Here is a 13006-nt window from a genome sequence, read left to right on the forward strand (position 1 = left end):
CGGGCGCTACCTTCCCAGAATCTGGGGACCTGCGTGCAACGATGGCTGGCGATGTCCCGATGGAAGAGTCGCGAGCCGACACCACAGACCGATGACGCCACCGTGAGCGGTGTCGCGAAGTTCGCCCGGCCGGGCGACCACGCGGCCAAGTCGCTCAAGTCCGGCGACATCGCTGTCGTCGACCTGCCGGACCTGGATCGTGCCCAGGCCGAGGCACTCGTGGGCCGCGGGGTGCGTGCCGTGGTCAATGCCGCCGCCTCCAGCTCGGGCAACTACCCGAACCTGGGACCCAAGGTGCTGGCCGACGCCGGCATCCTGCTCATCGACAAGGTCGGCGCCGGCGTCTTCTCCAGCATGCGCAGCGGCGAGAAGGTGGCGATCAGGGACGGCAAGATCTTCCGCGGCAAGACGCTCATCGCCCAAGGCACCTCACTCGACGATGCCGCAGTCTCCGCCTCGCTGGGCGAGGCCGAACAGGGACTGTCGACACAGCTCGGGTCACTGACCGCCAATGCAGCCGACCACCTCGAGCGGGAGCGAGCCATGCTCCTGCAGGGCGAGCGAGTCCCGCAGCTGCGCGACCGGCTGCGGGGGCGTCACGTCGTGGTGGTCTCCCAGGGCTATGAGTGGGAGGCCGACCTCAAGAAGATCAAGCGGTGGATGCGGGAGCACGATCCGGTGATCATCGCCGTCACCGACGCGGCCGACGCCCTGCTGGCGCGCGGCACCACACCGCATGTCGTCATCGGACCCGTGGACGACCTGTCCGACCGAGCCGTGCGCAGCGGCGCCGACATCGTCGTCACCAGCGGTTCGGGCAAGGCAACCGGTCACGAGCGGTTCGAGAAGGCCGACGTGGACGCCCACACCTTCGTGGCGGCCGGCCTGCCGGCCGACCTTGCGCTCGTCCTCGCCGATGAGAACGATGCACCCGTCATCGTGCAGGTGGGGCAACCCAAGGGCCTGGTGCAGTTCCTGGAGCGTGGGGCCGCCGAGGTGGCCAGCTCCTTCGTGACCCGACTGCGGGCCAGCTCGCGTCTGGTGGACGCTGACGCCGTCGGGCACCTGAGTGGACGGGCCGTGCCGATGTGGCCGATCTTCCTGCTCCTGCTCGCCGGCGTCGTCGCGCTCGTCGTCGCCGTTGCTGCGACCCCCGTCGGCCAGCAGTGGTTCGACTCGCTGGGGGAGCGCGTGAGCGACCTCCGTACCTGGATCGAAGGACTCATCTCGTGATCAGCTTCCGCTACCACCTCGTCTCCGTCGCCGCCGTCCTGCTGGCCCTGGCAGCCGGCGTCGCGCTGGGCTCGGGTTTCCTGTCCGACTCCGTGGCGACGTCCTCGGGTGAGCGTGAGGGCGTCGACGAAGCGCTCAGGGAGTTCGAGACCGGCTATGCCGAGCAGACCTCCCCGGGACTGATCGAGGGTGAGCTGGGCGAGCGTTCCGTCGTGGTGCTGACCGTGCCCGGTGCCCGCGCCGAGGAGATCGAGGGCGTGACCCGCAACCTGGAACGTGCCGGTGCCACGGTGACTGGCCAGGTGGAGCTGACCGGCAAGCTCATCGACCCGGCCAACCGGCAGTTCGCCGAGAGCGTCGCGCAGGAGTCCGCCTCCGACGTCGATGCCGTCGGTGAGGCGGGGGACGCCTACAGCCGCGTCGGCGCCGCGCTCGGCCGAGCCCTGCTGGGCGACGAGGGCGAGCTCGATGACCAGGCGCAGACCATCAAGGCGGCCTTCGCCGAGGGCGAGCTGCTGTCCTGGGTCGACGAGCCCTCGCAGCGGGCGGACCTCGCCGTGGTCGTGGCCGGTCCGGGGCGTGCGGGCGAGAGCGGACAGAGCCTCAGCGGACTGCTCACCGCCGTCGACTCAGTCGGCAGCGGCGCGCTGGTGGCCGGTCCCTCCCAGGCGAGCCAGGACGGCGGCCTGATCGCTGAGATCCGTGACTCCGAGACGGCCGCGAGCGTCTCGACGGTGGACGTCACCGACACTGCCGCCGGGCAGGCTGTCGCCGCGCTCGCACTGGCCCGCGCAGCAGCCGGCGAGGACGGCGCATGGGGCACGTCCCGCAGCGCTGACGGCGCGCTGCCCAACTGAACCACCACCGCTGGCCGTGTCCTGTCCCGAGCCGGGGCCGGCGTTGGTAGGCTGGAACCCCGTGGAGCCGTGATGGATGGCGGTTCGCACCCCGACCGATCCGACCACGGGAGATCCCTTGTCAGGTAGCACCGCAATGACGGGCAGCGCCCGCTCCGGGGGCCCTCGCTCCGACAGCACAGTCACCAGGCACGTCTTCGTCACCGGAGGCGTCGCCTCCTCACTCGGCAAGGGCCTCACCGCCTCCAGCCTCGGCCGGCTGCTGAAGTCCCGGGGCCTGCGGGTCACGATGCAGAAGCTGGATCCGTACCTGAACGTCGATCCCGGGACCATGAACCCGTTCCAGCACGGCGAGGTCTTCGTCACCGAGGACGGCGCCGAGACCGACCTGGACATCGGACACTACGAGCGCTTCCTCGACGAGGACCTCGTGGGGCGGGCCAACGTCACCACCGGGCAGGTGTACTCAGAGGTCATCGCCCGGGAGCGGCGCGGTGACTACCTCGGCGACACGGTGCAGGTGATCCCGCACATCACCAACGAGATCAAGGACCGGATGCTCTCCATGGGCGGCCCGGACGTCGACGTGGTCATCCACGAGATCGGCGGCACGGTCGGCGACATCGAGAGCCAGCCGTTCCTGGAGTCGGCACGTCAGGTCCGTCACGAGATCGGCCGCGGCAACGCCTTCTTCCTGCACGTCTCCCTCGTGCCCTATCTCGCCCCCTCCGGTGAGCTGAAGACCAAGCCGACGCAGCACTCCGTCGCGGCGCTGCGTTCCATCGGCATCCAGCCCGACGCCATCGTGTGCCGCTCGGACCGGCACATTCCGGAGAGCGTCAAGCACAAGATCTCGCTCATGTGCGACGTCGAGACCGAGGCCGTGGTCACCGCCAGCGACGCTCCCTCGATCTACGACATCCCCAAGGTGCTGCACTCAGAGGGTCTGGACGCCTTCGTCGTACGCCGACTCGACCTGCCGTTCCGGGACGTGGACTGGACTGAGTGGGATGAGCTGTTGCGCCGCGTGCACAAGCCCGCCGATGAGATCACGATCGCCCTCGTCGGCAAGTACATCGACCTGCCCGATGCCTACCTCTCGGTGGCAGAGGCCCTGAGGGCCGGTGGCTTCGCCCACGACGCGCGGATCAACCTCCGCTGGGTGCCGTCCGATGAGTGCGCCACCGAGGCGGGTGCCTCGCGCCTGCTGGGTGACGTCGACGGGGTCTGCGTGCCTGGTGGCTTCGGCATCCGCGGCATCGAGGGCAAGATCGGCGCGCTCACGTACGCCCGGACACGGGGCATCCCGGTCCTGGGACTGTGCCTGGGGCTGCAGTGCATCGTGGTCGAGCACGCCCGCGTCGTCGCCGGAATCGCCGATGCCAGCTCCTCGGAGTTCGACCCGGACGCGGACGCCCCGGTCATCGCCACGATGGCCGAGCAGGAGGCCTTCGTCGACGGTGCTGGCGACCTGGGCGGCACCATGCGTCTGGGATCCTGGCCGGCCACCCTCCAGCCCGGCAGCATCGTGGCCGAGCTGTACGGCACCGAGCAGGTCGAGGAGCGCCACCGACATCGCTACGAGGTCAACAACTCCTTCCGAGACGCACTGGAGCAGGCCGGTCTGGTCTTCTCGGGGACCTCCCCGGACGGCTCGCTCGTGGAGTTCGTGGAGCTGCCGCGCGACGTGCACCCCTTCTACGTCGCCACCCAGGCTCATCCGGAGCTCAAGTCGCGCCCCACGCGACCGCACCCGCTGTTCGCCGGCCTGGTGGAGGCCTCGCTGCAGCGCCAGCGCGAGACGCGACTGCCCGTCGAGACAGAGCTTGCGAGCCCGGACCCGGCGGAGGTCTCGTGAGCGACCACCCGTACCTGCCCGGCCGCGTCGTGCACCCGGACGACGTGCGAGACCGGCCGGACGCGTGGCCCGTCAGCGACAGCACCACCCACTACGACACCTCCTACCTCCGGCTGACCCACGAGACGATCGTTGCTCCCGACGGGAGCGAGCACGGCCGAGCCGTCGTTCGTCCACACGGGGCCGTCGCGGTGCTGGCGCTCGACGACGACGACCGACTGCTGCTCGTCCAGCAGTACCGACACCCGGTGGCGGCGCGCCTGGTCGAGCTCCCGGCGGGCACGCTGGACGTCGCGGGGGAGAGCCCTGAGGATGCAGCTGCCCGGGAGCTGGCCGAGGAGGCCGACGTCGTGGCGCGCCGCTGGGAACCACTGCTGCAGCTGACGGCCACCCCGGGCTACTCCAGTGAACGGTGGCAGGTCTTTCGAGCCAGCGGGCTCACCGCTGTCCCCGAAGCGGACCGCACCGAGCGTCAGGCCGAGGAGGCCGAGATCCAGCAGTGGTGGCTGCCGTTCGATGACGCCGTGGACGCGGCGCTCGCCGGCGCGTTCGGCGACGCCCTGTCGATCGCCGCGGTGCTGGCGGAGCAGACGCGAAGAAGCAGGGCATGAGCGGGTGAACAGTTCCGCATGAGCGACCTTGAGCGCGCCGTTGCCGACTACCTGAGCCACCTGGGGGTCGAACGCGGACTCTCCACCAACACGATGGGCAGCTATCGACGTGATCTGCGCCGCTACGTGGCCTTCCTCCTGGCTCGAGGGACGGACACGGTGGCCGCTGTGCAGGAGGCCGACGTGCTGGCCTTTCTGGCCGCGTTGCGCACGGGCGATGAGGACCACCAGGCCCTCGGGCCGGCCAGCTCGGCCCGTGCGGTGGTGGCCGTGCGCGGGTTCCACCGGTTCTGCCTGCGCGAGCAGATCGTCGACACCGACGTCTCCGCAGCCGTCAAGCCGCCGCGGCCTGCCGCCCGTCTGCCCAAGGCGCTGCCGTTGCACCAGGTCGAGTCGATCCTCGAGGCCGCCAGCGCGCCCGGGACCGTACTTGCCTCCCGTGACCGTGCCTTGCTGGAGGTCCTCTACGGCACCGGGGCCCGCATCTCGGAGGCGGTGGGGCTCGACATCGATGACATCGACCTGCAGGAGGGGACGGCGCTGCTGCAGGGCAAGGGCGGCAAGCAGCGGGTGGTGCCCGTCGGCTCCTACGCACTGGAGGCACTCGCCGACTACGTCCAGGTCTCGCGTCGTGCGCTGGTCTCGGCCCAGGCGGCCTCCCCGGCGGTCTTCCTCAACGCCCGTGGCGGACGGCTGAGCCGCCAGAGCGCCTGGACGGTGCTGGTCAAGGCGGCCCGTCGAGCCGGTGTCGACCAGGAGGTCTCCCCGCACACGCTGCGACACAGCTTTGCCACGCACCTGCTCGACGGTGGCGCCGACGTCCGGGTGGTGCAGGAGCTGCTCGGACATGCGTCCGTCACGACGACCCAGATCTATACGCTGGTCACCGTGGACAAGCTCCGCGAGATCTACGCGACGGCGCATCCTCGGGCGCGTGGCTGAACGCAGCTCGACGTGGGCGGTACAGTGACCCGAACGTGTCGAGCAACAGGGGAAGGACATCGATGAGTGACGAGCTCGGTCCCACCGGACGTCCACTCCCCACCTTTGCAGAACCGGCACCTCGACGACCCGGCCAGCGCGCCCAAGTCATTGCCCTGTGCAACCAGAAGGGCGGCGTGGGCAAGACGACCACGACGATCAATCTCGGGGCCGCCCTCGTCGAGGCCGGACGCCGCGTCCTGCTGGTGGACTTCGACCCGCAGGGGTCGATGACCGTCGGTCTGGGCTTCAACGCCCATGAGATGGAGCAGAGCATCTACCACGTGCTCATGGACTCCGATCTGTTGCTGCGCGACATCGTCATGGAGACCTCGGTCGACGGTCTGGACCTCGTGCCGTCCAACATCGACCTCTCGGCGGCCGAGATGCGACTGGTCACCGAGGTGGGCCGCGAGCAGGTGCTCGCCCGCGTGCTGCGGCCGGTGCTCCATGAGTACGACGTCATCCTCATCGACTGCCAGCCCTCGCTCGGTCTGCTCACCGTCAACGCGCTCACCTCCGCCGACGGCGTGATCGTCCCGTTGGAGTGCGAGTACTTCGCGCTGCGGGGTGTCGCGCTGCTGAAGGAGACCATCGAGAAGGTCCGCGACCGCACGAACTTCGACCTGCGCATCATCGGTCTGCTCGGCACCATGTTCGACAGCCGGACCCTGCACGGCAGGGAGGTCCTGCAGACCCTCGTGCAGGGCTGGGGCGACCTGGTCTTCCACACCGTCATCAGACGCACCGTGAAGTTCTCCGACTCCACCGTCGCTGGAGAACCGATCACCGAGTACGCGACGTCCTCGGCCGGCGCGGACTCCTACCGGCAGCTGGCCAGGGAGGTGCTGCAGCGATGCCCCGACGCGTGAACCTGCCCGGGGCCGACGAGCTGTTCCGCTCCACGGCCCGCCCGGCCCGCGACGGCGAGGACCAGGCGCCACAGGAGCCGTCGCCGAGCCAACCGGCTCCCGAGGGTCCGCGACGCGGCAGCGGCCGGGTCAAGCACGATGAGAAGATGACGGTGTACGTCACCTCCGAGGAGCTGCTGGCCATCGAGCAGGCACGGCTGCGGCTGCGCGGCAGCCTGGGACGCAACGTCGATCGCGGACGGCTGGTCCGCGCAGCCCTTGCCATCGTGCTGGAGGACCTCGAGGACCGCGGTACCGACAGCGACGTCGCCCGGCGGCTCAGCAGCTCATGACCGCGACGTCCGACGAACCGGTCGCGGACGCGCCTGTGGGGGACGGGGCATCAGGCTCGCCGGGATTCATGGTCGACGTCGGCGTCTTCGAGGGTCCCTTCGACCTGCTGCTGCAGCTGATCTCCAAGCACCAGCTCGACATCACCGAGGTGGCACTGTCCACCGTCACCGATGAGTTCGTCCGCTACATCGCCACGATGGACGGCGACCTGGAGCAGACCACCCACTTCTTGCTGGTGGCCTCGACGCTGCTGGACCTCAAGACGGCCCGGCTACTGCCCCAGGGTGACGTCGAGGACGAGGAGGATCTGGCGCTGCTGGAGGCGCGTGACCTGCTGTTCGCGCGGCTGCTGCAGTACCGGGCCTTCAAGCAGGTGGCGACGATGCTGGGGGAGCGGTACGCCCGCGAGGGGCGCCGGTACCCGCGGACCGTGTCGCTGGAGCCGCGCTTCGCCGACCTGCTCCCGGAGGTGCTCATCTCCGTGGGCCCGCAGGAGCTGGCGCAGCTGGCAGCCAAGGCCCTGGAGCCCAAGCCGGAGCCGATCCTGTCCCTGGCGCACCTGCATGCTCCCGCGGTCAGCGTCCGGGAGCAGGGGCACCTCATCGTCGATCGGCTCCGACGCGACCGGAGCACCACGTTCCGTGCGCTCACGGCCGATGCCGACCTCATGACCACCGTCGCGCGGTTCCTCGCGCTGCTGGAGCTGTTCCGCGAGGGCGTGATCTCCTTCGACCAGGCCTCACCGCTGGCCGACCTGCATCTGCGGTGGACCGGCACCGACGAGGGCGACATCGACGTCGGCGAGGAGTTCGACGAACCCAACGTCCCTGATGAGCCCAGTCTCCCCGACGAGGAACCCACACCCATCCCGGAGGACCCCGATGACTGACCAGGACTATCCCGGCGGGGGTGCCGGGCCGTGGGCGGCGAAAGGCACCGACCGCCCGCACGAGCTCGAGCTGGAGATGCTCGAGCTGCGGCCGGCGCTGGAGGCGGTCCTGATGGTGGCCGACCAGCCGCTGGACCACTTGACGCTGGCCCAGGCCGTCGGTCATCCGCCCGTGGACATCGAGGATGCGCTGAAGGCTCTGGCGGCCGAGTACGACGAGCAGGGTCGTGGCTTCGAGCTACGCGCGGTGGCCGGCGGATGGCGTTACGTCACCCGCGAGGAGCTGGCTCCGGCCGTCGAACGGTTCGTCGTGGACGGCCAGCAGGCCCGACTCACCCAGGCGGCGCTGGAGACGCTCGCCGTGGTCGCCTACCGTCAGCCGATCAGCCGTTCGCGCATCTCGGCGATCCGTGGCGTGAACGTCGACGGCGTCGCCCGCACGCTGGTCACCCGTGGGCTCATCGAGGAGGCTGGGACCGACTCCGAGAGTGGTGCCATCCTCTACCGCACCACGAGCTACTTCCTGGAGCGCATGGGGTTGGACTCGTTGTCACAGCTTCCGGAGATCGCCCCCATGCTGCCGGAGCTGACCGAGATGGACGACGAGGCGGAGAGCATCGCGGCCGGGGCGGCCGACGACGGGGGGCCGGGACCCGCGCCGGAGCCTGAGCAGATCCCCGAGGGGGACCAGCGCAGTGAACAGTGAGCAGGACGGGGTCCGGCTCCAGAAGGTCCTCGCCCAGGCCGGGGTCGCGAGCCGGCGTCGCTGTGAGGAGCTCATGCTCGCGGGCCTCGTGGAGGTCAACGGCGAGGTCGTCACCCGCATGGGCACCCGGGTGGACCCGGTAGCCGACGTCATCCGGGTGGAGGGTCGCCGGCTGCCTCCGGCCAGTGACCACGTGTACCTGCTGCTGAACAAGCCGCGAGGCGTCGTCTCCTCGATGGCCGACGAGCAGGGGCGCCCGGACCTCTCCGAGCTCGTGGCGGACCGCCAGGAACGTCTGTTCCACGTGGGTCGGCTCGACACCGATACGTCCGGCCTGCTGCTGCTCACCAACGACGGGGACCTGGCCCACCGGCTCGCTCACCCCGCCTTCGAGGTCACCAAGACCTACGTCGCACTCGTGGACGGAGCGGTCTCGGACTCCCTCGGCCGTCGGCTCCGCGACGGGGTCGAGCTGGACGACGGACTGGCGGCCGTGGACCGCTTCGTGGTCAAGGACCGGGCACGGGGCCGTTCGATGGTCGAGCTGGACCTGCACATCGGGCGCAACCGCATCGTGCGGCGGCTGCTCGAGGCGGTGGGTCACCCTGTGCGTGAGCTGACCAGGACCGCCTTCGGGCCACTCACGCTCGGCTCCCTCGCGGTGGGCGATCTGCGAGAGCTGACCCGCGACGAGACTGGTGCCCTGTTCGATAGCGTTCAGGCATGACTGCCGTACTGCCGCCGACCCTGGTGGTCGGGTGCGGGCTCATCGGGACGTCGGTGGCGCTCGGACTGCGCTCACACGGTATCGACGTCCACCTCGTCGACGCCGACCCGGAGCATGTGCGTGTGGCCGTCGCACGGGGTGCGGGGGTCGCTGATCCGGTCTCCGATCCCGCACTCGTCGTCGTGGCCGTCCCACCCCGCGCCACGGCTGAGGCCGTGCGCGCGGCACTGCGGGACTGGCCGGATGCCGTCGTCACCGACGTCGCGAGCATCAAGGGGCGGATCCTGGCCGCCGTCAAGGGCGACCCCGGCGCCGAGCGGTACGTCGGCGGACATCCGATGGCCGGCAGCGAGCGTTCGGGTCCGCAGGCTGCCTCCGGGCAGCTCTTTGAAGGCCGCCCGTGGGTGCTGACACCGACCAACGGTTCGGCCGACGCCTCGGTCCGGCTTGTCGAGGAGGTCGCCGTGATGCTCGGGGGCGTCCCCATCACGATGGACGCCGACGCGCACGATGATGCCGTGGCTCTCGTCTCGCACGTCCCGCAGGTGGTGTCCTCGCTCACCGCGGCCCGACTCCTGAACGCGCCGACGAGCCACCTCGCCCTCGCCGGGCAGGGACTGCGCGACGTCACCCGCATCGCCGGCAGCGACCCGAGCCTGTGGCAGGACATCCTCGGCGGCAACGCCACAGCGGTTCGCGACGTGCTGGGTGCCGTGCGGGCCGACCTGGACGTCGTGCTGGAGGCACTGGACGCCGGACGTGACCTGTCGGCGGTGCTGAAGTCCGGGCGGGAGGGGGCCGAGCTCCTGCCGGGCAAGCACGGCGGTGCACGACCGGAGCTGGTCACCGTCTTCGTGCAGGTCTCCGACGCACCGGGCGAGCTCTCTCGTCTGTTCGCACGCGTCGGTGGGTCCGGTGTCAACATCGAGGACCTGCGCATCGACCACGAGCTCGGCCGTCCGGTCGGTCTCGTCGAGATCGCGGTGCTGGCCGCTCGCGCCGAGCATCTCGTCGACGTCCTGACCCAGGACGGCTGGACGGCCTACCGATGATCCCCATCCCACCCTCATCCTCCAGGAGAAGAACGTGAGTACCCCGCTGGTCGTGGCCGTTGACGGACCCTCGGGCTCGGGAAAGTCGAGCACCGCACGTGGTGTCGCCCAGGCACTCGGCCTGTCCTACCTCGACACCGGCGCGATGTACCGCGCGGTCACGTGGGCGATGCTGCAGCAGGGGACCGATCTGCAGGACCCCGCGTCGATCGCCGGGGCGGCTGCCGACGTGCGCCTGGTCTCCGGAACCGATCCGCAGGCACCGACCATCGAGGTTGATGGCACGGACGTCTCCGCCGCGATCCGGGGTGCCGACGTGACCGCCAGCGTCAGCCCGGTCTCCGCCGTCCCCGCCGTGCGGAAGCTGCTCGTGGAGCGTCAGCGGGAGATCATCGCCGGGGCCACCGACGGCATCGTGGTGGAGGGACGGGACATCGGCTCGACCGTCGCGCCGGACGCCGAGGTCAAGGTCTACCTCGTGGCCGACCCGCAGGCACGGGCGGCACGCCGTGCCGCCGAGGAGGGGGGGAGCGACGCCGAGCAGACGCTCGCCGCGCTCGCACGGCGTGATGCCATCGACTCCTCACGCACCGCGTCGCCGCTGGTGCGCGCCGACGACGCCGTGCTCGTGGACGGCACCCACTTGAGCCTCGACGAGGTCGTCGAGGCGGTGGTGGGACTCGTGCGCGAGGTGCGGCCGTGAGCGAGCGCCAGCGAGCGAACCGTCCAGGTCACTTCATGCGGTCACGTTCCTATCGTGGTTTTTCTGAGGGTGTGGTCGCGTGAGCGCTGCCCCCGACATCGTTCCCCAGCCGTTGCCGGAGGCCGGCCTGCGGCTCCTGCGGTTCGTGGCGTCGTGGTGGATCAGGCGACGCTGGGATCTGCACGAGCAGGGCCTGCATCACGTCCCCGACCGCGGTCCGGTGATCTATGCCAGCAACCACATCGGCTGGCTCGACGGACCACTGCTCATCGCCCGCACCCCGCGTCCTGCCCATGCCCTGGCCAAGCGAGAGGCCTTTGACAGCCGCAGTGGCGTCCTGCTGCGCCTCAGCGGACAGATCCGCCTGGATCGCCAGGCCCGGGACGTCGGAGCCCTGCGGAGGGCAGCCGGAGCCCTGGCTGCCGGTCAGAGCGTCGTCGTGTACCCCGAGGGGCTGCGTGGTGCGGGGGACTTCGCCAGCATCCGTCGTGGCATCGGCTGGCTGGCCGCGGTCAGCGGAGCCCCGGTCGTGCCGGTGGTCATCGTCGGTACCCGGCTCGCCGGGCAGGACGCCGAGACGCGTGCCGCCAAGGGTGCACGAATCGACATCGCCTATGGCCGGCCGCTGCTCTTCCCGGCCCAGCCGTGGCCGCGCTCGCGTGAGACAGTGGACGACGTGACCGACCAGATCCACGACCACCTGCGCGCGCACCTGCAGCGCACCCTCACCGAGAGTTCGCTGCAGCTGCCCGGCCCGCTCCCTGCGGGGAGCTCCGATGGCTGAACCGTCGGGTCCCGAGCCGTCCGGGCGCCTGCCCGTCCTCGCCATCATCGGTCGCCCCAACGTCGGCAAGTCCACCCTCGTCAACCGGATCATCGGTCGCCGTGAGGCGGTCGTCGAGGATGTCCCGGGTGTCACCCGCGACCGGGTTCCCTACGAGGCGGAGTGGAACGGCAAGGCCTTCACCGTCGTCGACACCGGCGGCTGGGACCCCGACGCCCGCGGCCTGGCCGAACGGATCGCCGTCCAGGCCGAGCTGGCTGTGCAGGCCGCCGACGCGGTGCTGTTCGTCGTCGACGCCAACGTGGGGATCACCGATGCCGACGAGGCCGTCGTGCGGATCCTGCGCGCCGCCGACAAGCCCGTCGTGCTGGCCGCCAACAAGGTCGACGACGAACGGGGCGAGCTCGAGGCCGCGGGGCTGTGGAACCTCGGCCTGGGTGAGCCGCACGTCGTCTCCGCCCTGCACGGGCGGGGCAGCGGAGATCTGCTGGACGTCGTCCTTGCGGCCCTGCCGAACGCCCCGGACGACGAGGACGAGCTCGAGGGCGGTCCGCGTCGGGTGGCCATCGTCGGCAAGCCGAACGTCGGCAAGTCCAGCCTGCTGAACAAGCTGGCGGGGCAGGATCGCGTCGTGGTCGACGATGCCTCCGGGACCACCGTGGACCCGGTCGATGAGCTGGTCGAGCTGGGCGGCCGGACCTGGACCTTCATCGACACTGCCGGCATCCGGCGGCGGGTGCGCGAGGCCTCGGGGCACGAGTACTACGCCAGCCTGCGCACCAGCACCGCCGTGGAGCGCGCTGAGGTGGCCGTGGTCATCATCGACGCCAGCGAGCCGCTGTCGGAGCAGGACACCAGGATCATCACGTCGGTCGCCGAGACCGGACGCGCCCTCGTCGTCGCCTTCAACAAGTGGGACCTGCTCGATGAGGAGCGCCGCTTCTACGTCGAGCGCGAGATCGAGCGTGAGCTCGTGCAGGTGGCGTGGGCGCCGCGCGTCAACATCGCGGCCCGCACCGGCTGGCACGTCGATCGGCTCGTGCGTGCCCTCGACACTGCCCTGGCCGGCTGGGAGACCCGGGTGGGTACCGGGGCACTCAACTCCTTCCTGGGACGACTCGTCTCCGAGCATCCCCACCCGGTGCGTGGCGGGAAGCAGCCCAAGATCCTGTTCGGCACACAGGCTTCCATCGCTCCGCCGACGTTCATCCTGTTCACCTCCGGAAAGCTTGAGGCAGGCTACCTGCGCTTCGTGGAGCGTCGGCTGCGTGAGGAGTTCGGGTTCGCGGGGACACCGATCCACATCCAGCAGCGGCCGCGCGAGAAGCGCGGGCGTCGCTGATGACGTCCTGACGAGCCTCGTGCCGCCGCGTCCTCCGCTGCCGCCACGCCATGGACTC

14 protein-coding genes are annotated in these 13006 nt (G+C 70.3%); all 14 read left to right on the forward strand.

Annotation, left to right across the window (positions count from 1 at the left end; all coding sequences use genetic code 11):
• Nucleotides 1–51 precede the first annotated feature (51 nt).
• On the forward strand, nt 52–1233 hold the full coding sequence (gene steA, locus ACEVFP_RS08950) for a putative cytokinetic ring protein SteA (protein ID WP_375003435.1): 1182 nt from the start codon (nt 52–54) through the stop codon (nt 1231–1233).
• Nucleotides 1230–2090 carry a copper transporter gene (locus ACEVFP_RS08955; protein ID WP_375003436.1) on the forward strand — a complete coding sequence of 287 codons (861 nt, stop codon included), beginning with the start codon at nt 1230–1232 and terminating at the stop codon, nt 2088–2090. The genes steA and ACEVFP_RS08955 overlap by 4 nt, the downstream gene beginning before the upstream one ends.
• A 136-nt stretch (nt 2091–2226) precedes the next feature.
• A complete protein-coding gene (locus ACEVFP_RS08960; protein WP_375003792.1) occupies nt 2227–3948 on the forward strand; it encodes a CTP synthase in 1722 nt (573 codons plus the stop codon).
• Nucleotides 3945–4559 (forward strand): NUDIX domain-containing protein, encoded by a 615-nt coding sequence (locus ACEVFP_RS08965; RefSeq protein ID WP_375003437.1) that lies wholly within the window; start codon nt 3945–3947, stop codon nt 4557–4559. The genes ACEVFP_RS08960 and ACEVFP_RS08965 overlap by 4 nt, the downstream gene beginning before the upstream one ends.
• Before the next feature lie 18 nt (nt 4560–4577).
• Nucleotides 4578–5501 carry a site-specific tyrosine recombinase XerD gene (gene xerD, locus ACEVFP_RS08970; protein ID WP_375003439.1) on the forward strand — a complete coding sequence of 308 codons (924 nt, stop codon included), beginning with the start codon at nt 4578–4580 and terminating at the stop codon, nt 5499–5501.
• A gap of 62 nt (nt 5502–5563) precedes the next feature.
• Complete coding sequence (locus tag ACEVFP_RS08975; protein ID WP_375003441.1) at nt 5564–6412, forward strand: ParA family protein; 849 nt, start codon at nt 5564–5566, stop codon at nt 6410–6412.
• Nucleotides 6397–6744 (forward strand): hypothetical protein, encoded by a 348-nt coding sequence (locus ACEVFP_RS08980; protein ID WP_375003442.1) that lies wholly within the window; start codon nt 6397–6399, stop codon nt 6742–6744. Before ACEVFP_RS08975 ends, ACEVFP_RS08980 begins: the two co-directional genes overlap by 16 nt.
• Entirely contained in the window at nt 6741–7634 is an 894-nt protein-coding gene (locus tag ACEVFP_RS08985) for a segregation and condensation protein A (RefSeq protein ID WP_375003444.1), read from the forward strand. Before ACEVFP_RS08980 ends, ACEVFP_RS08985 begins: the two co-directional genes overlap by 4 nt.
• Nucleotides 7627–8340, forward strand: a complete 714-nt coding sequence (scpB, locus tag ACEVFP_RS08990) for an SMC-Scp complex subunit ScpB (RefSeq protein WP_375003446.1) — start codon at nt 7627–7629, stop codon at nt 8338–8340. Before ACEVFP_RS08985 ends, scpB begins: the two co-directional genes overlap by 8 nt.
• A complete protein-coding gene (locus ACEVFP_RS08995; RefSeq protein ID WP_375003448.1) occupies nt 8330–9067 on the forward strand; it encodes a pseudouridine synthase in 738 nt (245 codons plus the stop codon). Before scpB ends, ACEVFP_RS08995 begins: the two co-directional genes overlap by 11 nt.
• Entirely contained in the window at nt 9064–10119 is a 1056-nt protein-coding gene (locus ACEVFP_RS09000) for a prephenate dehydrogenase (RefSeq protein WP_375003449.1), read from the forward strand. The genes ACEVFP_RS08995 and ACEVFP_RS09000 overlap by 4 nt, the downstream gene beginning before the upstream one ends.
• A 34-nt stretch (nt 10120–10153) precedes the next feature.
• Nucleotides 10154–10822 (forward strand): (d)CMP kinase, encoded by a 669-nt coding sequence (cmk, locus tag ACEVFP_RS09005; RefSeq protein ID WP_375003450.1) that lies wholly within the window; start codon nt 10154–10156, stop codon nt 10820–10822.
• Nucleotides 10823–10901: 79 nt separating this feature from the next.
• Nucleotides 10902–11606, forward strand: coding sequence for a lysophospholipid acyltransferase family protein (locus ACEVFP_RS09010; RefSeq protein WP_375003452.1), 705 nt, complete (start codon nt 10902–10904; stop codon nt 11604–11606).
• Nucleotides 11599–12948 carry a ribosome biogenesis GTPase Der gene (gene der, locus ACEVFP_RS09015; RefSeq protein ID WP_375003454.1) on the forward strand — a complete coding sequence of 450 codons (1350 nt, stop codon included), beginning with the start codon at nt 11599–11601 and terminating at the stop codon, nt 12946–12948. The genes ACEVFP_RS09010 and der overlap by 8 nt, the downstream gene beginning before the upstream one ends.
• The last annotated feature ends 58 nt before the right edge of the window (nt 12949–13006 follow it).

The organism is Aeromicrobium sp. CTD01-1L150 (assembly GCF_041951745.1).
GTDB lineage: Bacteria > Actinomycetota > Actinomycetes > Propionibacteriales > Nocardioidaceae > Aeromicrobium.

What these genes read in the sequence shown, in the direction of transcription:
- ACEVFP_RS09000 (WP_375003449.1), top strand. Translation starts at nt 9,064, where the DNA reads ATGACTGCCGTACTGCCGCCGACCCTGGTGGTCGGGTGCGGGCTCATC.
- der (WP_375003454.1), top strand. Translation starts at nt 11,599, where the DNA reads ATGGCTGAACCGTCGGGTCCCGAGCCGTCCGGGCGCCTGCCCGTCCTC.
- steA (WP_375003435.1), top strand. Translation starts at nt 52, where the DNA reads ATGTCCCGATGGAAGAGTCGCGAGCCGACACCACAGACCGATGACGCC.
- ACEVFP_RS08960 (WP_375003792.1), top strand. Translation starts at nt 2,227, where the DNA reads ATGACGGGCAGCGCCCGCTCCGGGGGCCCTCGCTCCGACAGCACAGTC.
- xerD (WP_375003439.1), top strand. Translation starts at nt 4,578, where the DNA reads ATGAGCGACCTTGAGCGCGCCGTTGCCGACTACCTGAGCCACCTGGGG.
- scpB (WP_375003446.1), top strand. Translation starts at nt 7,627, where the DNA reads ATGACTGACCAGGACTATCCCGGCGGGGGTGCCGGGCCGTGGGCGGCG.
- ACEVFP_RS08985 (WP_375003444.1), top strand. Translation starts at nt 6,741, where the DNA reads ATGACCGCGACGTCCGACGAACCGGTCGCGGACGCGCCTGTGGGGGAC.
- ACEVFP_RS08975 (WP_375003441.1), top strand. Translation starts at nt 5,564, where the DNA reads ATGAGTGACGAGCTCGGTCCCACCGGACGTCCACTCCCCACCTTTGCA.
- ACEVFP_RS08980 (WP_375003442.1), top strand. Translation starts at nt 6,397, where the DNA reads ATGCCCCGACGCGTGAACCTGCCCGGGGCCGACGAGCTGTTCCGCTCC.